Source organism: Streptomyces sp. NPDC101194, from assembly GCF_044767885.1.
In the GTDB taxonomy this organism is placed as follows: Bacteria; Actinomycetota; Actinomycetes; order Streptomycetales; family Streptomycetaceae; genus Streptomyces.
Genome location: NZ_JBIWOS010000002.1, coordinates 307,729 through 326,390, shown reverse-complemented (window position 1 = coordinate 326,390; position 18,662 = coordinate 307,729). Strand labels below are relative to the sequence as shown.

At 71.7% G+C, this 18,662-nt stretch carries 17 protein-coding genes; 9 read left to right on the top strand and 8 right to left on the bottom strand.

Annotation, left to right across the window (positions count from 1 at the left end; translation table 11 throughout):
• Positions 1-27: 27 nt before the first annotated feature.
• Together purU and ACIRP2_RS08145 are read right to left on the bottom strand one after the other, a co-directional pair.
• Positions 28-906 (bottom strand): formyltetrahydrofolate deformylase, encoded by an 879-nt coding sequence (gene purU, locus ACIRP2_RS08150; protein WP_404247742.1) that lies wholly within the window; start codon positions 904-906, stop codon positions 28-30.
• A 28-nt stretch (positions 907-934) separates the two neighbouring features.
• Positions 935-1,381 (bottom strand): hypothetical protein, encoded by a 447-nt coding sequence (locus ACIRP2_RS08145; RefSeq protein ID WP_351072820.1) that lies wholly within the window; start codon positions 1,379-1,381, stop codon positions 935-937.
• Between the two features lie 174 nt (positions 1,382-1,555).
• Here ACIRP2_RS08145 and ACIRP2_RS08140 point away from each other — a divergent pair, with 174 nt between their 5' ends.
• Complete coding sequence (locus ACIRP2_RS08140; protein WP_404247740.1) at positions 1,556-2,836, top strand: ABC transporter substrate-binding protein; 1,281 nt, start codon at positions 1,556-1,558, stop codon at positions 2,834-2,836.
• Between the two features lie 69 nt (positions 2,837-2,905).
• On the opposite strand, the gene ACIRP2_RS08135 is transcribed toward ACIRP2_RS08140, so the two are convergent.
• Positions 2,906-4,378 (bottom strand): hypothetical protein, encoded by a 1,473-nt coding sequence (locus tag ACIRP2_RS08135; RefSeq protein ID WP_404247738.1) that lies wholly within the window; start codon positions 4,376-4,378, stop codon positions 2,906-2,908.
• Positions 4,379-4,551: 173 nt separating this feature from the next.
• On the bottom strand, positions 4,552-5,934 hold the full coding sequence (locus tag ACIRP2_RS08130; protein ID WP_404247736.1) for a transcriptional regulator: 1,383 nt from the start codon (positions 5,932-5,934) through the stop codon (positions 4,552-4,554).
• A gap of 286 nt (positions 5,935-6,220) precedes the next feature.
• Here ACIRP2_RS08130 and ACIRP2_RS08125 point away from each other — a divergent pair, with 286 nt between their 5' ends.
• The 3 genes from ACIRP2_RS08125 to ACIRP2_RS08115 all read left to right on the top strand — a co-directional run bounded on the left by ACIRP2_RS08125 (position 6,221) and on the right by ACIRP2_RS08115 (position 9,453).
• A complete protein-coding gene (locus tag ACIRP2_RS08125) occupies positions 6,221-6,919 on the top strand; it encodes a bifunctional DNA primase/polymerase (RefSeq protein WP_404249390.1) in 699 nt (232 codons plus the stop codon).
• An 84-nt stretch (positions 6,920-7,003) separates the two neighbouring features.
• Positions 7,004-7,813 carry an ABC transporter ATP-binding protein gene (locus ACIRP2_RS08120; RefSeq protein ID WP_404249388.1) on the top strand — a complete coding sequence of 270 codons (810 nt, stop codon included), beginning with the start codon at positions 7,004-7,006 and terminating at the stop codon, positions 7,811-7,813.
• Positions 7,810-9,453, top strand: coding sequence for a transporter (locus ACIRP2_RS08115; RefSeq protein WP_404247734.1), 1,644 nt, complete (start codon positions 7,810-7,812; stop codon positions 9,451-9,453). Before ACIRP2_RS08120 ends, ACIRP2_RS08115 begins: the two co-directional genes overlap by 4 nt.
• A 138-nt stretch (positions 9,454-9,591) precedes the next feature.
• On the opposite strand, the gene ACIRP2_RS08110 is transcribed toward ACIRP2_RS08115, so the two are convergent.
• Positions 9,592-10,491, bottom strand: coding sequence for an alpha/beta fold hydrolase (locus ACIRP2_RS08110; RefSeq protein ID WP_404249386.1), 900 nt, complete (start codon positions 10,489-10,491; stop codon positions 9,592-9,594).
• Between the two features lie 818 nt (positions 10,492-11,309).
• Positions 11,310-12,002 (bottom strand): metal-dependent transcriptional regulator, encoded by a 693-nt coding sequence (locus tag ACIRP2_RS08105; protein WP_351072457.1) that lies wholly within the window; start codon positions 12,000-12,002, stop codon positions 11,310-11,312.
• Between the two features lie 207 nt (positions 12,003-12,209).
• Between ACIRP2_RS08105 and ACIRP2_RS08100 the strand changes: the two genes are divergently transcribed.
• Positions 12,210-12,965, top strand: a complete 756-nt coding sequence (locus ACIRP2_RS08100; protein ID WP_404247732.1) for an SIS domain-containing protein — start codon at positions 12,210-12,212, stop codon at positions 12,963-12,965.
• A gap of 24 nt (positions 12,966-12,989) precedes the next feature.
• On the opposite strand, the gene ACIRP2_RS08095 is transcribed toward ACIRP2_RS08100, so the two are convergent.
• Positions 12,990-14,171, bottom strand: a complete 1,182-nt coding sequence (locus ACIRP2_RS08095; protein ID WP_404247730.1) for a sensor histidine kinase — start codon at positions 14,169-14,171, stop codon at positions 12,990-12,992.
• On the bottom strand, positions 14,168-14,932 hold the full coding sequence (locus tag ACIRP2_RS08090; RefSeq protein WP_404247728.1) for a response regulator transcription factor: 765 nt from the start codon (positions 14,930-14,932) through the stop codon (positions 14,168-14,170). The genes ACIRP2_RS08095 and ACIRP2_RS08090 overlap by 4 nt, the downstream gene beginning before the upstream one ends.
• Before the next feature lie 127 nt (positions 14,933-15,059).
• Here ACIRP2_RS08090 and ACIRP2_RS08085 point away from each other — a divergent pair, with 127 nt between their 5' ends.
• Genes ACIRP2_RS08085 through ACIRP2_RS08070 form a run of 4 tightly spaced genes read left to right on the top strand, consistent with a single transcriptional unit; the run spans position 15,060 to position 18,647 of the window.
• Positions 15,060-15,584, top strand: a complete 525-nt coding sequence (locus ACIRP2_RS08085; protein ID WP_404247726.1) for a hypothetical protein — start codon at positions 15,060-15,062, stop codon at positions 15,582-15,584.
• Between the two features lie 14 nt (positions 15,585-15,598).
• Positions 15,599-16,639: a peptidoglycan-binding protein gene (locus tag ACIRP2_RS08080; RefSeq protein ID WP_404249384.1), complete on the top strand. Its 1,041-nt coding sequence runs from the start codon at positions 15,599-15,601 to the stop codon at positions 16,637-16,639.
• On the top strand, positions 16,636-17,418 hold the full coding sequence (locus tag ACIRP2_RS08075) for an ABC transporter ATP-binding protein (RefSeq protein ID WP_404247724.1): 783 nt from the start codon (positions 16,636-16,638) through the stop codon (positions 17,416-17,418). Before ACIRP2_RS08080 ends, ACIRP2_RS08075 begins: the two co-directional genes overlap by 4 nt.
• Positions 17,415-18,647, top strand: coding sequence for an ABC transporter permease (locus ACIRP2_RS08070; RefSeq protein WP_404247722.1), 1,233 nt, complete (start codon positions 17,415-17,417; stop codon positions 18,645-18,647). The genes ACIRP2_RS08075 and ACIRP2_RS08070 overlap by 4 nt, the downstream gene beginning before the upstream one ends.
• Positions 18,648-18,662 lie beyond the last annotated feature (15 nt).

Below are 18,662 nucleotides of genomic sequence, written 5' to 3'. Positions count from 1 at the left end.
GGCGGGCGCGGGATTGCGGGACAGCCCTCAGGAGAAGATCACCGTACGGCGGCCGTTGAGCAGGATGCGGCGCTCCGCGTGCCACTTCACCGCCCGCGCCAGCGCCCGGCACTCCACATCGCGGCCGATGGCGACCAGCTGGTCCGGTGTGACGTCGTGGCCCACCCGCTCGACCTCCTGCTCGATGATCGGCCCCTCGTCGAGATCCGCGGTCACATAGTGCGCCGTCGCACCGATCAGCTTCACACCACGGGCGTGCGCCTGGTGGTACGGCTTGGCACCCTTGAAACTCGGCAGGAACGAGTGGTGGATGTTGATGATCCGGCCGTTCAGCTGCTTGCACAGATCGTCCGAGAGGACCTGCATGTAGCGGGCCAGGACGACCAGCTCGACGTTCTCCTCGCGGACCAGCTCCAGCAGCTCCGCCTCCGCTTCGGCCTTGTTCTCCTTGGTCACCGGGATGTGCCGGAAGGGGATGTCGTACGAGCCGACGAGCTCGGCGAACTCCGTGTGGTTGGAGACGACGGCGGCGATCTCGATCGGCAGCGCCCCGATCCGGGAGCGGAACAGCAGGTCGTTGAGACAGTGGCCGAATTTGCTCACCATCAGCACGATCTTCATCCGCTCCGAGGCGCGGTGGATCTGCCAGTCCATCCGGAAGGAGTCGCCGATCGCGGCGAAACTGGCCCGCAGCTTCTCCACCGTGACCGGGCTGTCCGCGGAGAAGTGGACGCGCATGAAGAACAGGCCCGTGTCGTGGTCACCGAACTGCTGGCTGTCCTCGATGTTGCAGCCGGTCATGAAGAGATAACTCGACACGGCGTGCACGATGCCCTGTTTGTCCGGGCAGGAAAGCGTGAGGACGTACTGGTCGGGAGTGGTCTCAGCAGGCTGCGGCACGGTCATCTCCGTAGCGTGCCACACCGGACCGGTCTCAGGCCGACCTGGTCATGATGCGGAGCACGTCCAGGGAGCGCGGCGGGGTGTCCGGATCCTCGCCGTCGTTGGCGGCGAGCAGCACATGAGCCTCGCGTGCGGCCCGTACGGCCTCCGGCCAGCCGTGGTGTTCCAGATACGCCGAAACGGGTGCGTCCGCACCGACCTGGTGCATGATGCGCAGCACCCGGAGCACGGCGACGTCGACCAGGGCGGACTCGTTGGCGTCGCGGAAGATCGTCCCGACGTACTTCTCGGCGGACCAGTTGTCCAGCCAGGTGTCCTCGACCAGGCGGTACACGGCGTCGGTGACGTCGCCGTACCCCTCACGGCCGGCCAGCCAGCACTCGTGGTGGAAGACGGGGTCGGAGAGCATGTGCAGCGCCGAGCGCACGTTGCTGCGCCAGCGCCACCAAGGCATGTCATTCAGCGGCATGCCGCCCATGGTGGAGGAGCGACGGCCGCGACGGGAAGTGTTCTCCGAACCTTGCTGCACGATTGTCGATCGTACGTTCCCTTTCCGGCTCCCCGCACAGGCCCCCGCAATTCACCCGGATGTCACCCTGCGTTGCCCGGAGCACACTGCGGCGTTACCCCACGGGCGGAAACGTTCAGGTCCATGACCGGACGGCGACGCCTCTCTTCCCCCCGCCCCTACAAGTTCCTCACAAGTGCGGCGGCGGTCGGGGCATTGCTGGTCACCGGTTGCGGTGTGCTCCCTGGTGCGTCGGGGGACTCCAGGGAGCCCCTCACCGTGGTGACCTGGGCGCCCGGCGGCAAGAGCGGGCCGGACACGGTGAACATGTCGGGCATGACCGCCATGGCGCGCACGTACGCCCGCTGGGTCAACGGCGACGGCGGGCTCGACGGGCACAAACTGCGCGTCGTCACCTGCGACGAGTCCGACACCTCGGTCGGCGCGGGGAACTGCGCCCGGCTGGCCGTCAAGGAGAAGGCGGCGGCGGTCGTCGGCTCGTACAGCCGGCACGGGTCGTCCTTCATGGCGCCGCTGGAGAACGCCGGGATCCCGTACATCGGCGGATACGGAGCCACGGACGAGGAGTTCAGCAGCTACAGCTCCTATCCCGTCAACGGCGGCCAGGCGGCGCTGCTCGCGGGCAACGCCCGTCAGCTGGCACGCAACTGCGCACGGGTGTCCGTGGTGCGGCCCGACACCCTGGGCGGCGACGGCCAGGCCTGGCTCCTCAACACCGGTCTCACCGAGGCCGGGCGGCCCCGGCCCGCCGACATCCGGGCCGCGGAGACGGCGACTTCGTACGACGACGCCGCCGGGCGGGCGCTCCAGCAGGCGGGACCGAGCGACGGCTGCGTGACGGCCGTCCTGGGGGACAGGACGGAGACGTTCTTCGACTCCTTCCGCAGGCTCGAACCGTCGTACGGGAACGTACGGATCTCATCCGTCCTCGGCAGTGTCGGACAACCACTGATCGACAGCACCGGCGGCCGGGACAGTCCGTTCGAGGGGGCGTACCTCACCGGCTGGTACCCGGACTCGGGCGACGCCCGCTGGGACCGGATGCGGGAGGTGATCCGCAAGCATGCCTTCGGCGACAACCGGATCGACCCGGCCGACACGGGCGTCCAGACCACATGGGTCGCGTACACCGCGCTGAACGAGCTCGTGAAGGCGATCGACGCGCCACGGATCACCGCCGGGAAGCTCGTCTCCGCCCTCAACCAAGGCACCCCGGTCGACACCGGCGGCCTGACACCGGTGCTGCGCTGGCGCTTCGACGACATGATCGGCTCGTCGGCGTATCCGCGGATCGTCAACAGCAGGGTGACGTTCCAGGTGGTGCGGAACGGACGGCTCGTCGCGGACAAGAAGGGGTTCGTGGACGTCGCGAAGACGCTGTCGGACGCCAGCGCGAAGGGGTGAGACACCAAGGGCGGGCGTTCCGCCCCGGCGCTCTCACCCCTCGATCCCCGGAGGGGCCGGATTCCCCCGTCAGAGCTGGGTCGCCTCCCGCCGGGTCAGCCCGTACTTCGACGCGATCGAGTTCCACAGCCCCGACGCCTCCCGCTTCGCCTTGCTCGCCTCGCCGCTCTGGACGGTGGCCTGCTGCGTCTCGGAGGTCGTACGGGCCTTGCCGTGCTTGCACACCTTCTTGCCGTGCTTGGCCTCTTCGGCCCACGCGGCGTAGTGGTCGTCGGCGGAGGCGGACGCCTGCCAGGCCTTGGTGAGGGAGGCGGTCAGCCGCTGGTGGTTCGGCAGCTTGTCGACGTTCAGTTCCTGGAGCCGGGTCACCAGATCACGGCGCTGCTGGGCGGCGCCCTTCAGATCGGTCACGGCCTGGTCCAGATCCTTGCAGCTCTTGGTCTTCTCGACGGCCCCGATGACGGCGGCACGGCTGTTGTTGCTGTCCGCCAGCAGCTTGTCGAGCGCCTCGGCCTGCGGCTGCGCCGGATCGGCCGCGGCCTTCGCGGTGGGCTGGTCGGCGGACGGGCTCGCGGCGGCCACCGGCTGCTTGTTGTCCTTCTCCTCGTCGCCGCCGCTCATCAGCGCACCCGCGCCGAGACCGACGACGGCGCAGCCGGCCACGACCGCCGCGATGAGCGTGACGTGTGGCCGCTTCTTGCGCTCCCCGCCCCGCCCCTGCGGCGCCTCGTCCACGGGCTGGTACTGGGGCTGCGGGGCCTGCGGAGCCTGCGGGGCGTGGTGGGCGCCCTGGTACTGCTGCGTGGGATCGAGCCGGGGCATCTGCTGGGTGGCGCCCGCGGGCCCGTCGTTGCGGAACAGGTTGTCGAACTCGGCGGGCGGCTGCCGGTCGCCGGGAGCACCGGGTCTGATGTCGTACGGGGCCCCACCGGGAACCGGCGGGATGAACTGGGTCGCCTCGGCGTCGCCGCCGGGCGCGGCCGGCGGCTGCTGGTACGGCTGCTGCGGCGGCGGCGCTCCGTGGCTGAGGAACTGGGTGGCCTCCGCGGGGCTCTCCGGCGGCAGCCCGCCCGGCGGCGGTCCGGGCGGCATCGGCGCGATGTACTGGGTGGCGTCCGCGTCCCCGCCCGTGCCCGTGCTCATGCCGGGCACGGCCTCCGGCGGCAGCGGCTGCGAGTAAGGCTGCTGGGGCTGCGTGGGAGGCAACGGCTGGGCCTGCGGCTGCCCGTACGGCTGCGGCGGCTGCGGCTGCCCGTACTGGCTCTGGCCGTACTGGCCCTGCCCGTACTGACCCTGCTCGTACTGGCCCTGCCCGTACGGATCCTGCCCCTGGGCCTGCGCCTGCGGGTGCGACGAGGCGTCCTGGTGCGACGCCTGCGGCCCCCACGGCTGCCCCCACGGCCGGCCGCCCGCCGGGGCGGCCTGATCCGCGGGCCCCCCTGGTATCCAGGGCTCACCGCCACCCGCGGGCAGCACGACACCTTCGTGCGCGGGCCGTACAGCAGGGAGCTGCTGCTCGTCACCCTGTCCGCTCTGCGTCACCGGGACTCCTACGTGTCAACCTACGGAATCGTCGGCTCACGCTATCGGGTGGCCGTGGCCGTTCGCCAAGCGCGTGTTGTCAGTCACCAGCCCTTCACAAGAGCGATGACCCCCGGGGCACCCGGACGCGGTCGAGCGGGCGCTCGGACGCGGCTCGTCGGCACGGCCCGCGATCATGCCGCCTGGAGCTCCAGCCGCGCACCGAACTCCCGCACCGCCGACTCGTCCCCGTAGGGCATCAGGCGCTGCTGCAGATCGTCGAGGTACTCCGCGCCCCGGCTGGAGCGCACCGACCCCAGCAGTTCCATGGCCCGGGTGCCCGTGTGGCAGGCCTGTTCGATCTCGCGCAACTGGACCTGGGCCGTGGCGAGGAGGACCAGGCCGATGCCGCGGCGACGGGTCCGGGACTCCGGATGTCCGTCCAGGGACTCCTTCGCCCGCCGTGCGGCCGCCTCGGCCTGGCCGAGGTCGCGGTGGCAGTGCGCCAGTTCGTCGGCGAGATAGGCCTGGTCGAAGTGGGCGATCCAGTCGGGGTCGTCCCCGGTGTCCGGCTCGACGCGCTCCATGGCCGCCAGCGACCGGCCCGTCACGGCCTGGCAGGTCCGGGCGTCGCCGAGCAGGGCGTGTCCGCGCGCCTCCGCCGCGTGGAACATCGCCTCCGCCCGCGGGGTGACCCGGCCGCGCGCGCCCTCCTGAGCGGCCCGTGCCAGCTGGGCGATCTCGCGCGGATTGCCGAGCTGCGCGGCAAGATGACTCATCGACGCGGCCAGTACGTAGCCCCCGTACGCCCGGTCGCCCGCCGCCTGGGCCAGGCGCAGCGCCTGGATGTAGTAGCGCTGGGCGAGCCCCGGCTGGCCGGTGTCGACCGCCATGTACCCGCCGAGTTCGGTGAGCCGTGCCACTGCCGCGAACAGCTGCCGGCCGACCGATTCCCGGTACGCCCCCGACAACAGCCCGGAGACCACGCTGTTCAGGTAATGCACCAGGACCGGCCGCACATGTCCGCTGCCGAACCGGTGGTCGAGGTCGACCAGCGCGGTCGTCATCGCCCGCACCGCCTCCACGTCCGACATCCCGACGCGGGCCCCGGCGCCCCGCGCCACCTGTGGGTCGGCGCCGGTGATCAGCCAGTCGCGGCTGGGCTCGACCAGCGCCGACGAGGCGACCGTCGATCCGGACAGGAAGTCCCGGCGGCCGACATCGCTGCGCCACAGCTCGCAGACCTGCTCGATCGCGCCGATCACGGTCGGGGCGAACTGCAGGCCGACGCCGGACGCCAGGTTCTTGCCGTTGGCCATGCCGATCTCGTCGATCGTGACCGTGCGGCCGAGCTTGCGGCCGAGCGCCTCGGCGATGATTCCCGGTGCCCTGCCGCGTGGTTGCTGTCCACGCAGCCAACGGGCGACGGAGGTCTTGTCGTAACGCAGATCGAGCCCGCGCTCCGCGCCGACCATGTTGACGCGGCGGGCTAGGCCGGCGTTGGAGCATCCGGCTTCCTGAATGAGCGCCTGGAGCCGTTCGTTCGGCTGGCGGGCGACGAGAGGCCTGGCTGCCATGTTTCCCCCTGAGGCCGCAGTGATCGATGAGCGGATCACTGCCCGGCAATTACACGGAAAATGCGCACATTCATCGTGTTCGTCACGTCCGTCGTGTTCCTTGCCATTCCTGTCGGCATATGACAAAGGCCGACCGTTCCGGAGCTACCCGTAAGGGGCTACCCGCCCGGCCCGGCACCGCCTCACGCGCGCCCCCGCCCGTGCCTCCATGCGCCCCGCGTGCCGGATCGGTACGCCGTGACCGCGCCCGCCACGCCCGTAACCCCGGGTGGTGGTGGCAGTTGTGATGTTCGTGGACGAGCCCATCGGAGTCGAAGAGCCCAACGGAGTCACGGAAACCGCGAAGCTCCCCGGACAGCGGGGCGAGGAACTGCTCGACGCCGCGGTGCGGTACGCGCAGGAGCGGCACTGGGACGTGTGCCCCGGCACCTGGCTGAAGACGGTGGAGGGGGTCGAGAAGTGCTCGTGCGACGAGGCCGGCTGCGCCTCCCCCGGCGCCCATCCCATCGGACCCGACTGGGCGGACCGGGCGACCGGCAACGGCGCCGCCGTCCGGCGGATGTGGTCCGAGCACCCGCGGGCGTCGATCCTTCTGCCCACCGGCCGTACCTTCGACGCCATCGAGGTGCCGGAGACCGCCGGCTTCCTCGCACTGGCCCGGATCGAGCGGATGGGCCTGCCGCTCGGGCCCGTCACCCGCACTCCCGACCGGCGGATGTTCTTCCTCGTCCTGCCCGGCGCGGCGGCCGAGGTGGACGGGCTCGTGGGAAAGTCGGGCCGGCGGGCCGCCGCCATCGACCTCGTCGGCCGCGGTGAAGGCCATTGTCTGACGGGACCGCCGAGCCGGGTCGGCGGCGGCGCGGTGCAGTGGGCCCGTCGCCCCACCCCCGCCAACCGGTGGCTGCCGGACGTGGAGGAACTCATCAGTCCGCTCGCCTACGCCTGCGCGAGGGAAGCAGCCGACGCACGGGCACGCCTCTTGTAGGGGGTCCTTTCGTAGGGTGTCCCCATACACGGGGACACCGAAAGGCAGTGCATCATGCGGGACCGGACAGAGATCGACCGGGCCATGGGGGCGGGCGAAGCGGCAGCGGCGGGTGGAACGCCGGTGGCGCCACCCGCCGTTCGCGTACAGGGACTGTGGAAGCGGTTCGGGGAGCAGACGGCGGTGGCCGGGATCGATCTGGAGCTGCCCGCAGGCAGGTTCATCGGTCTGGTCGGGCCCAACGGCGCGGGCAAGACCACCACGCTGTCGATGGTCACCGGACTGCTCCGCCCCGACCACGGACTGATCGAGGTGGGCGGCCACGACGTGTGGCGCGACCCGGTCGAGGTGAAGTCCAGGATCGGCGTGCTCCCGGAGGGGCTGCGGCTCTTCGAACGCCTCTCGGGGCGCGAACTCCTCGCGTACACCGGCAGGTTGCGCGGGCTGCCGGGTGCCGAGGTGGACAAGCGGGCCACTCAGCTCCTCGACGTGCTCGGTCTGGCGGGCGCCCAGCACAAGCTGGTCGTCGACTACTCGACCGGCATGCGCAAGAAGATCGGACTCGCGGCGGCGCTGTTGCACAACCCCGAAGTGCTCTTCCTGGACGAGCCGTTCGAGGGCGTCGACCCGGTGTCGGCGCAGACCATCCGCGAGGTGCTGGAGCGATACACCCGCTCGGGGGCGACCGTCGTCTTCTCCAGCCATGTGATGGAGCTCGTGGAGTCCCTCTGCGACTGGGTGGCCGTCATGGCCGCCGGCACGATCCGGGCGCAGGGCACCCTGGCCCAGGTACGCGGCGAGGCGTCCTCGCTGCAGAACGCCTTCCTCGAACTCGTCGGCGCGAACGCCCGGACCACCGACGACTCCCTGGACTGGCTGGGCGGCGACCGATGAGCGTGCTCGACACCCCCGTGGGGACCGCCCCCCGCCCGAGCGGCGGCGAGGGGCTCGTCCCCGTCTTCGTACGGCTCAAGCTGACCCTGCTGCGCAACGGGCTGCGGCAGTCGGCCGGCCGGCGGGCCGCGTACATCACCTCCATCGTCGTCACCCTGCTGATCGCCGCGAGCCAGTTGATCGGGCTGATCGCGCTGCGCGGGCACGCGCACGTCGGCGCCCTCGTCATCCTGATGACCGGGGTGCTGGCGGTCGGCTGGGCCGTGATGCCGCTGTTCTTCCCCAGCGGTGACGAGACTCTCGACCCGAGCCGGCTGGTCATGCTGCCGCTGCGGCCGCGCCCGCTGGTCGCGGCGCTGCTGACGGCGTCACTGGTCGGGATCGGCCCGCTGTTCACGCTCTGCCTGGCGGCCGGCTCGGCGTTCGCGGTGGCACGCGGGGCGGGCGGCGCGGTCTTCGCCGTGGTGGCCGCACCGCTCACGCTGGTGCTGTGCGTGGCACTGGCACGGGCCGTGGCCACGGCCAACACCCGGCTGCTGACATCGCGCAAGGGTCGCGATCTCGCGGTGCTCAGCGGACTGGTGATCGCAGTCGGCTTCCAGGTCGTCAACTTCGGTGCGCAGCGACTCGGCCGGGTGGGCGGTCTCTCCACGCTCGAACCGGCCGCGGACGTGGTGCGCTGGCTGCCGCCCGCCTCGGCGATCGGGGCGGTCGACTCCGCCTCGCAGGGCTCGTACGGGCGGGCCGTCGTCCAGTTGCTGCTGTCCGTGGCCGCGCTGTTCGCGCTGTTGTGGCTGTGGCAGCGGAGTCTGGTGAAGCTGATGACGGCCCCGGACGGCTCGACTCTCGCCACCGCCGGGACGAGCCGCGAGAAGGCCGGCAAGGGTGACTCCAGGCTCACCGCGCTGCTGCCCGCGGGGCGTACCGGAGCGGTGATGGAGCGCAGCCTGCGGTACATCGCGCGCGACCCGAAGACCAAGGCCGCCTGGGTCACGGCACTGGCGATCGGGCTGATCGTGCCGCTGCTCAACGCGATGCAGGGCACCGGCACGATCTACTTCGCCTGCTTCGCGGCCGGAATGCTCGGCATCCAGATGTACAACCAGTTCGGGCAGGACACCTCCGCGTTCTGGATGGTCGCGCTGACGATCTCCTCCACCCGGGACGCGTACGTCGAACTGCGGGCACGCGCGCTGGCGTTGCTGCTGATCACGCTGCCGTACACGATCATGGTGACGGTGGTGACTGCGGCGGTCCTCGGCGACTGGGGTGCGCTGCCGGGAGCCATGGGGCTGTCGTTCGCCCTGCTGGGCGCGATGCTGGCGACGGGCTCCGTGGCCTCTGCGAACTTCCCGTACTCGATCCCGCAGGACGGGGCGTTCAAGAATGTGGCGCCGGGGCAGGCCGGACTCGCCTGGATCTCGCTCTTCGGCGGCATGGTCTCCGCGTCGGTGCTCTGCGCGCCCGTGATCGTGGCGGTGATCTGGCTGCACATCGGCGACTTGGAGCAGTGGCTCTGGCTGCTGCTGCCCGCCGGGGCGGTGTACGGGGCGCTGATCTCCTGGGCGGGGCTGCGGATCGCCGCTCCCCGCACGGCGAAACGGCTCCCGGAGATCCTGGCGGCGGTCAGCAAGGGCTGAGAACCGTATGAAAAGGGCCTGTCACCCGGGCGAGTTCGGAAACCGGGGGGCAGGCCCTTTCCGTGCGTGTCAGCAGTTTCGGGAGTTGTACGAATCACCTGAGCCGCTGAGCTGCTCGAGCTGCGGGGAAATACGGGCTCACGTCCACGGGGAAACGGGCTCGCGCTCCTCCTGGGGGTCCTCGGCGAACTGCTCCAGGAAGGGCTCGACCGCGGCCCGCCAGCCCTCCGGTTGGTCGTAGTGGACGAGATGACCCGCGTCGGCCACCTCCGCGTACTGCCCGTGCGGCAGCACACGGACCATCTCCTGGGCCTCCGCCCGGCCCAGCTCGCCATCGAGGCCGCGGAGCACCAGGGTCGGGCAGCGGACCTGCGCCAGCTCCTCCCAGTGCGCGTCGAACACCCAGGTCGCGCGGGACTGGAGCATCTGGCGGCGGGAGAAGACGGGGCGCCAGCCGTCGGCCCGCTCGGCCATCACCTCGGCGAAGAACGCGCCGCGGGCCGGGTTGGGCCGCTCCACCCAGGGATCGTCCTCGCCGAACCACTTCCGCACGTCGGAGAGCGTCGCGAACGGCACCGGCCAGGACGCGAACCAGTCCTCCCACTCGCGCTGGGAGGCCGCGCCGAGCGCGGAGGCCCGCATGTCGCAGATGACCAGCGCCCGGACGAGATCGGGGCGCTTCGCGGCGACCTGCCAGGCGGTGAGCGCGCCCATCGCATGCCCGACGAGGGTGACGGGGGCGAGGCCGAGCTGTTCGATCGCCGTCTCGGCGTCGGCGATGTACGCGTCACGGGTGTACGGACCGTCGGCCGGTTTCTCGCTGCGGCCGTGCCCGCGCTGGTCGAGGCCGACCGCGCGGTGCCGCTCGGCGAGCCAGCGGATGGTCGGGGCCCAGTGCGAGGCCCGGCCCATCAGGCCGTGGAGCAATAAGACCCCGGGGGCGCGCTCGCCCTCCGCATGCCCCTTGGGCGGGTCGGCGAACTCCCAGGCGGCGAGGCGTACACCGCCGGTCCCGGTCACATCGATGCGCCGCACCATGTGTTCTGGCACCCCCTTCTGGTCCTCGATCACCGCTTGATCCCGCTCGATCACCGTGTGGTCGCGTCACACCAGGCTATCGAACCTTTATTCGAAAACCGGGTTCTGGCATCCAACACCCCTCGTTCGAGTGACCGGCCCCAAGGATTGATGGCGGCTGCGGAGGGGAGATCTTCACCGGGAGGCGGGCCACTCGGGGATGAGGGCCCGTAGGGATCGACCTCGAGAGCTCGGGGCTCCGGGTCGAAGCAGGGGAGGACAGGCCCCGGCGCCGCACGGCGCCGGGGCCCTCTGCCGTTCGTGAACCGGCCGGCACGGGAGCGCCTTCACGAGCGGCGGCGCCGCGTTCGGGGACGGTGTCGAGCAAGGCGCGGGACCGGCCACGGGTCCGGCGGCCACTCGCAGAAGCCGGGAGAGCATCGACCGGGATCGCACGGGTGCCGATGGAGGCCGTGCGGACATGGGCGGACGTCGCGGAAACACCCCCGGAGGCCGTGCGGGCCCCCATCGAGGTCGCAGCGACGACAGAACCGGGCCCGTGGGCGGCCGGGGCCGTGGCGACAACCGTTCGATTCATGTGCCGGACATGCCGGACCTGCCAGTACGACGGGCGCATGCACCTGCTCCCTCCCCGACCGCGCGACCAGCTGGCCGACACTCTCAGGTATCCCTCAGCCACAGCCTGGCACGCGATCCGTCCGGGCGCTGCACTTCCGGACGGAAAAAGGGAAAGCGGACCGTGCGCTTCTACGCCCCTGACGGCACCCGGTCAACGGCCGTCGCCGCGGCGACCGCCGACGACGGCCGCGCGGCAGACGTCAGCGCTTGGCCACGAACACATGCGAGGCGACCTCGGCATCCAGCTCCGCCGCCTCACCGCTGCTGCCGACCAGTACGCCACCGGGCGACTGGGTCACGCTGACCACGGAGCCGGGCTGCACGCCCGCCCGCCGCAAGGTGTACATCAACTGGGCGTCCGTCTGGATCGGCTCACCGATCCGGCGCACGACCACCGTCTTGCCCTCCGCGCCCGGGTCGAGCTCCGACAGGCTCACCATGCCCTCGTCGAGGAACGGGTCGGCCTCGGCCTTCTCGCCCAGCTCCTCCAGCCCCGGGATCGGATTCCCGTACGGGGACTCCGTCGGGTGACGCAGCAGCTCCAGCACCCGCCGCTCCACCGCCTCGCTCATCACGTGCTCCCAGCGGCACGCCTCTGCGTGGACCTGCTCCCACTCCAGGCCGATCACATCGACGAGCAGGCACTCGGCGAGCCGGTGCTTGCGCATGACGCGGGTCGCCAGGCGACGCCCCTCGTCGGTCAGCTCCAGGTGGCGGTCGCCCGCGACCTGCACCAGGCCGTCACGCTCCATGCGTGCCACGGTCTGGCTGACCGTCGGACCGCTCTGGTCCAGCCGCTCCGCAATCCGGGCGCGCATGGGGACCACACCTTCCTCTTCGAGTTCGAGGATGGTGCGGAGATACATCTCCGTGGTGTCGATCAGTCCGGACATTCGTGCCCCTCGATGCTGTGACATGAAAACGTCGTAAGCGCTGCGCGCTGGCCCTGACCCAATTCTGACGCATACCGCTGACAACCGTGCCGTGCCGACCGGACACCGGGCGGCGGAGCGGCGTGTGCGGTATTGACAGGTCACTGGTCCAGACCGCAACGTGATCCGCGGCACGGACACCCCACCCCACCGGAAAGGGCCTCCTCGATGAGCGACAGCAAGCTGGCCGGTCAGTTCTTCGACGCAGCGATCGGCCTGCTGGAGCGCGTGCGCGACGAGGAGTCCGGCAACATCGCGGCCGCCGGTGCCGCGATCGCCGACACGGTCGCCGCGGGCGGCCGGCTGTTCGCCTTCGGTGCCGGGCACTCCTCCCTCGCCGCGCAGGACGTCGTCTACCGGGCGGGCGGACTCGCCCTGATGAACCTGCTGGCCGTACCGGGGACGGTCGGGGTCGACGTCATGCCGGCCACCCTGGGCTCGGCGCTGGAACGGGTCGACGGGCTGGCGGCAGCGGTGCTCGACTCCAGCCCCGCCGAGGCGGGCGACGTCCTCGTGATCATCTCGCTCTCCGGGCGCAACGCGCTCCCCGTGGAGATGGCGATGAACGCGCGGGCGCTCGGCTTGAAGGTCATCGGTGTCACTTCGGTGGCGTACGCGGAGGGCACCCGGTCCCGGCACGGCTCGGGCGGCTTCCTGCGGGACCACTGCGACATCGTGCTCGACAGCAAGATCTCCATCGGCGACGCGGAACTGACCGTCAAGGGCATCGAGGCGCCGTTCGCGCCCGCGTCGACGGTGGTCACCAGTGCGGTGATGCAGGCGATGATGGCCGCCGCCGCGGAGCAGCTCGTGGCACGGGGGGTCGAGCCGCCGATGCTGCGTTCCGGGAACGTCGACGGCGGCCACGAATGGAACGGGCGCGTCATGACGGAGTACCGGGACCGGATCTTCTACCGCCACTGATCGCGCCGGGCCGTCGGCCGCCCGCTACGGGCACGTCGGCAGCACGACCCGGACCGTCAGTCCGCCGCCCGGGTTCGCCGTCGCGCTCGCCTCGCCGCCGTGCGCCCTCGCGATCGACGCCACGATGGAGAGCCCGAGGCCGGCCCCCTCACCGGGAGCGTGGCGGCGGGCCTGCGCCCGGCGGAATGGTTCGAACAGCAGCGGCACGGTCGCCGCTTCCACCACCGGCCCGGTGTTGGCGACCTCCAGACCGCCCGGTCCCACCCCGATCCGTACCGTCCCGCCGGGGTGGTTGTGGCGCAGCGCGTTGGCGACCAGGTTGTGCACGAGATGGCCCAGCAGGACCGGGTCGCCCTCGACCGACACCGGCCGGGCCTCCGCCTCGACGGTGATGGACCGCGCCTTCGCCTCCGCCTCCAGCGCCTCGGTCACCGTGGCCGCGGTCGTGTCCAGGCCGACCCGTTCGCGCCGCCGCAGGCCCTCGTCGGAAACCGCGAGGAGCAACAGGCCCTCGATGAGCTGCTCGCTGTCGGCGGCGGTGTCGATGAGCTTGTCCCGGATCCAGGCGACCTTCTCGGGCGGCGGGTCGTCGGCGAGGCCGATCTCGGCTGCGGCCCGCTGCACGGCGAGCGGGGTGCGCAGCTCGTGGGCGGCGTTGGCGGCGAACCGCTGCCGGGCGGCGACCAGCTCCTCGATCCGGTCGAGCATCCCGTCGAAGGTGTCGGCCAGTTCCTTGAGCTCGCCGGGCGGGGCCTTCAGCGCGAGGCGTTCGTGCAGGTTGCTGCCGGAGAGCCGGCGGGCGCGGGCGGTGATGACGCCGACCGGCCGCAGCACCCGGCCCGCCATCCACCAGGCGAGCGCGACGGAGAGCGCCGAGTAGACGGCGAGGGAGACCCCGGAGACCGTCAGCAGCTGGTTGAGCGCGGCGTCCCCGGCCGCGGTGGTGACCCTCTTCGCCACCGCGTACTGCCCGGGTTCCATGACCACGGTCTGCGCCCAGTCCGACGGCGGCGGCTCGGGCGTGGAGGCCGCGCCCGACCGAATGGCGGGGGTGGCCCCGTCGGGGACCGCCGGGGCCACCGCGGTCAGCACACTGGCGTAGAGGCGCTCGCTGACCAGCAGGTAGACCAGCCCCATCAGCAGGGCGCCGGCCAGCACCAGCAGTCCGCCGTACAGCGCGGTGAGCCGGGCGCGCTCGCTCCTCACCGGCGCTCCCCCGGCCGGTCCGCGGAGCCGCCGCCCGGCTGGTCCGCCGGCCCGTTCACCCGTCCGGTCGCGGGGCCGTGGTGCCCCGGCCCGTCGGCGAGGCCGTCCCCGATGCGGTAGCCGGCCCCCGGGACCGTCTCGATCACCGGGGGTGCGCCCAGTTTGGCGCGGAGCTTGGACAGGGTGACCCGGACCGCGTTGGTGCGGTAGCTGGTGTCCTCCTCCCACACCTCCTCGATCAGGTCGTCGCCGCTGACGACCGCGCCCTCGGCCCGCAGCAGGGTCTCCAGCACGGCGAACTCCTTGCGGGAGAGCGAGAGGTAGCGGCCGTCGCGGCAAACCTGGCGGCGTGCGGTGTCCAGCGTCAGCCCGGCCCGCTCCAGGACCGGCGGGAGAGCGGGGCGGACACGGCGGCCGAGCGCCAGGACCCGGGCGAGGAGCTCGTCGTACGCGAACGGCTTGGTCAGGTAGTCGTCGGCGCCGAGCCCGAGGCCGGCCACCCGGTCCCGTACCGTCCCCGACGCGGTGAGCATCAGGATCCGGGTCAGCAGGCGCATGCCGACGACCCGCCGGCACACCTCGTCGCCGTGCAGCCCCGGCAGATCGCGGTCGAGGATCATCACGTCGTACGCGCCGAACCGAAGCCGGTCCAGCGCCGCCCGGCCGTCGGGGGCGATGTCCACCGCGACGGCGTCGCGGCGCAGCCCCTCGGCGATCATTCCGGCCAGGAATTCCTCGTCCTCCACCACCAGCACACGCATGGGTCCTGTGTAACCCAAAGCGATGTTTCGTCGGTGTAAGCATCCGGGCTGAGAGAAACGAAACCGCGTCCTCGCGCACGCTCGAGCCGTTCGTACCCGGCCTGTCAGCAACGGACGAGGAGCCCTCATGAATTCGACCATTTCCCGCCGGACCACCTCCCGCGCACAAAGTCGCGGCGTCGCCGCCGCCTGCCTGATCGCCGCCGTCGTCCTGTCGGCCACCGCCTGCTCGGGCGACGGCGGCGGAAGCGGAACCAAGAGCGGCGGATCGGCTTCGGACACCAAGAAGACGGACGAGGACCAGGCCCTGGAGCACCGCACGTGCCTGCGGGAGCACGGCTTGGATGTCGCCGAGCCGAAGCCGGGCGAGGACGGCCGCGGAATAACCATCGGCAACGGCGGCAAGAGCAAGACAGAGATGGAGAAGGCGTTCAAGGCCTGCCAGGACAAGGCGGTCGGCGGCGGGGCCAAGGAGCTCACCCAGGCCCAGAAGGACAAGATGCTCGCCTTCGCCCGGTGCATGCGCAAGAACGGCATCGACATGCCCGACCCGAAGTTCGACGGCGGGATGGTGCAGGCGCCCGCCGTACAGCAGAAGGACATGAAGAAGTTCGAGAAGGCCAACGCGGCGTGCGAAAGTGCCGGGCGGTGAGGCGCGGACGCGTCATGGTGGCCGCCGCGGCGGTACTCGCCGTGGCAGCCGGGGCACTGGCTCTCACCCAGTTCGGCTCCGCCGGGGAGACGGACGGCCCGAGGAGCACCGGGCTGCCCCCGGCCACCGCCTCGGTCGAGCGCCGCGACCTGCGCGACAGCGCCCAGGCGGACGGAACGCTCGGCTACGACAAGCAGCGCAAGGTCAACGCGGGCGCGGCGGGCACCATGACCTGGACCCCGCGCACCGGCTCGACCGTCAAGCGGAACGAGCGGCTGTACGAGGTCGATGGCCGGGCGGTGTGGCTGATGTACGGCTCGGGGCCGATGTACCGGACTCTGAAGCCGGGCGACCGGGGCCGGGACGTGGAGCAGCTGGAGCGCAACCTCGCGGAGCTCGGCTACACCGGCTTCACCCCGGACGACGAGTACACCGAGCTGACCGCGGCCGCCGTCAAGCGCTGGCAGAAGTCCCACGGCAGCGAGCGGACCGGAACGGTGGGGCCGCAGGACATCGCCTTCTCCCCGGCGGAGGTCCGGATCAAGAGCGTCGAGACAGCCGTCGGCGAATTGGCCCAGCCCGGCGCTCCGGTCCTCACCACCACCGGCTCCGAGCGCATCGTGACATTCGAGCTCGACGTCGCCGAGAGCCGGCTCGCCAAGGCGGGCACCGAGGTCACCGTCGATCTGCCGGACGGCAGCAGCGCGGCCGGGTCGGTCTCCTCGGTCGGCCGGACGGCGAAGCCCGGCAAGGACCCGCAGGACAACAGCCCCAAGGTCACCCTGACCGTCTCCTTCGACAAGCCGGACAAGGTCGGCGGCTTCGACCAGGCGCCGGTCACGGTGAACCTGACCGGCGAAGTGCGCAAGGACGTCCTCAGCGTCCCGGTGAACGCGCTGCTCGCGCTGCCCGGCGGCGGCTTCGGCCTCCAGGTCGTCCAGGGCGGCACGGTCCGCGACGTGAAGGTCGGGCTCGGCATGTTCGCCGAGGGCCGGGTCGAGGTGTCCGGCGGCGGGCTGCGCGAGGGCATGAAGATCGGGGTGCCGAAGATATGAGCACGGTCGTCGGCCTCAGGGGCGTCACCAAGGAGTACCCGGGCCCGGTCGCCGCCCTGCGCGGGGTGGACCTCACCGTCGAGGAGGGCGAACTCCTCGGCATCGTCGGCCCGTCCGGCTCCGGCAAGTCCACGCTGCTGCACATCATCGGCACCCTGGACCGCCCCACCGCCGGGTCGGTCCACATCGCGGGGCACGACGTGGCGGCGCTCTCCGACCGCAGGCTCTCCGCGCTGCGTGCCCAGCACGTCGGCTTCGTCTTCCAGGCGTTCCACCTGGTGCCGGGCGTCAGCGCCCGCGACAACGTCGCGGAGGGCCTGCTGTACTCGGGCCTCTCCCGTGCCGTACGCCGCCGCAAAGCCGCCGCCGCACTGGAGCGGGTCGGGCTCGCCGACCGCCTCGACCACAAGCCGCACCAGCTCTCCGGCGGACAGAAACAGCGGGTCGCCATCGCGCGGGCCGTCGTGGGGGAACCCGCGCTCCTGCTGGCCGACGAACCGACCGGGGCGCTCGACTCGGCGTCCGGGGAAGCGGTGATGAAGCTGCTGCGCGACCTCAACCGGGAGGGCGCCACCATCGCGGTCATCACGCACGACACCGAGATCGCCCGGGACCTGCCGCGCGAGGTGCGCATCCGGGACGGCCACGTGGTCGCGGACGTACGCAACCCGTCCGCGGACGTACGCGATCAGTCCCCGGGCATGCGCGATCCGTCCACGGATGTGCGCGACATCTCCGGAAACGGCCGCTCCCCCGCCACGACGGGAGCGGACCAGTGAGGGCGCGGCGCGCGGGCCGCGGCGCCGACGACGGCCGGGGGCGGCTCAAAGCGGCCCGGCTCGGCCCCCGGGATGTACTGCACGTCGGTTCGGCGGGACTGCGCAGCCGGCCGATGCGGGTCGTGCTCTCCGCCCTGGGCATCGCCATCGGCATCGCGACGATGATCTCGGTGGTGGGCATCTCCGCCTCCAGCCAGGCCCAGCTGCTCCGGGAACTCGACAAGCTGGGCACCAACCTGCTCGTGGCCTCCCCCGGCGAGTCGATGTTCGCCGGGCAGGACGTCAAGCTGCCCGAGGACGCCGTCGGGATGGTGGGCCGCATCAAGGGCGTCCAGGAGGTCGGCGCGACCGCCGACCTCGACACGACCGCACGCCGCAACGAGAAGATCGACAAGGACGACACGGGCGGGATCGTCGTCAAGGCGACCACCGGAGACCTGCTGCGGGTGCTGCGCGGCGAGGTCCACAGCGGCAGCTGGCTCAACAACGCGACCGGACGTTACCCCTCCGTCGTGCTCGGCCATGTCTCCGCGGAGCGTCTCGGCATCACCGCTCCGGGCCGCCAGGTGTGGATAGGCAACCGGTACTTCACCGTGGTCGGCATCCTCGCCCCGCTGCCGCTCGCCCCGGAGATCGAACGCTCCGCGCTGGTCGGCTGGGAGGGTGCGAAGCGCCTGCTGGGCTTCGAGGGCCACCCGACCTCGGTGTACGAGCGCTCGGCCGACGCGGCGGTGCAGGACGTGCGCAAGGTCATGGCGGCGACGGTCGACCCGCAGAACCCGCAGAACGTGAAGGTCACCGACCCGTCGTCGGCGCTCCAGGCCAAGGCGGCGACCGAGGGGGCGTTCAGCAGCATGCTGCTGGGCCTGGGCGGCATCGCGCTGCTCGTCGGCGGCGTCGGGGTCGCCAACACCATGATCATCTCGGTGCTGGAGCGGCGGTACGAGATCGGGCTGCGCCGCTCGCTCGGCGCGACCCGGGGCCAGATCCGCATCCAGTTCGTCACGGAGTCGCTGATGCTCTCCGGCCTGGGCGGCCTGGCGGGCGTGGCGCTCGGCGCGGCGGCGACCGGGGTGTACGCGTACTCCGGCGGGCTGCCCTGGGTGGTGCCACCGTGGGCGGTCGGCGGCGGCTTCGGCGCGACGCTGGTGATCGGCACGATCGCGGGCCTCTACCCGGCGGTGCGGGCGTCCCGTCTCTCACCGACGCTGGCGCTGCACGCGGCGTGAGACCGGGCCCCGGCC

Bases quoted from the DNA above. Each gene is read 5' to 3' on its own strand.
- purU (WP_404247742.1), bottom strand. From the start codon at position 906: ATGACCGTGCCGCAGCCTGCTGAGACCACTCCCGACCAGTACGTCCTC.
- ACIRP2_RS08145 (WP_351072820.1), bottom strand. From the start codon at position 1,381: ATGGGCGGCATGCCGCTGAATGACATGCCTTGGTGGCGCTGGCGCAGC.
- ACIRP2_RS08140 (WP_404247740.1), top strand. From the start codon at position 1,556: ATGACCGGACGGCGACGCCTCTCTTCCCCCCGCCCCTACAAGTTCCTC.
- ACIRP2_RS08130 (WP_404247736.1), bottom strand. From the start codon at position 5,934: ATGGCAGCCAGGCCTCTCGTCGCCCGCCAGCCGAACGAACGGCTCCAG.
- ACIRP2_RS08125 (WP_404249390.1), top strand. From the start codon at position 6,221: ATGTTCGTGGACGAGCCCATCGGAGTCGAAGAGCCCAACGGAGTCACG.
- ACIRP2_RS08120 (WP_404249388.1), top strand. From the start codon at position 7,004: ATGGGGGCGGGCGAAGCGGCAGCGGCGGGTGGAACGCCGGTGGCGCCA.
- ACIRP2_RS08115 (WP_404247734.1), top strand. From the start codon at position 7,810: ATGAGCGTGCTCGACACCCCCGTGGGGACCGCCCCCCGCCCGAGCGGC.
- ACIRP2_RS08110 (WP_404249386.1), bottom strand. From the start codon at position 10,491: ATGGTGCGGCGCATCGATGTGACCGGGACCGGCGGTGTACGCCTCGCC.
- ACIRP2_RS08105 (WP_351072457.1), bottom strand. From the start codon at position 12,002: ATGTCCGGACTGATCGACACCACGGAGATGTATCTCCGCACCATCCTC.
- ACIRP2_RS08100 (WP_404247732.1), top strand. From the start codon at position 12,210: ATGAGCGACAGCAAGCTGGCCGGTCAGTTCTTCGACGCAGCGATCGGC.
- ACIRP2_RS08090 (WP_404247728.1), bottom strand. From the start codon at position 14,932: ATGCGTGTGCTGGTGGTGGAGGACGAGGAATTCCTGGCCGGAATGATC.
- ACIRP2_RS08085 (WP_404247726.1), top strand. From the start codon at position 15,060: ATGAATTCGACCATTTCCCGCCGGACCACCTCCCGCGCACAAAGTCGC.
- ACIRP2_RS08080 (WP_404249384.1), top strand. From the start codon at position 15,599: ATGGTGGCCGCCGCGGCGGTACTCGCCGTGGCAGCCGGGGCACTGGCT.
- ACIRP2_RS08075 (WP_404247724.1), top strand. From the start codon at position 16,636: ATGAGCACGGTCGTCGGCCTCAGGGGCGTCACCAAGGAGTACCCGGGC.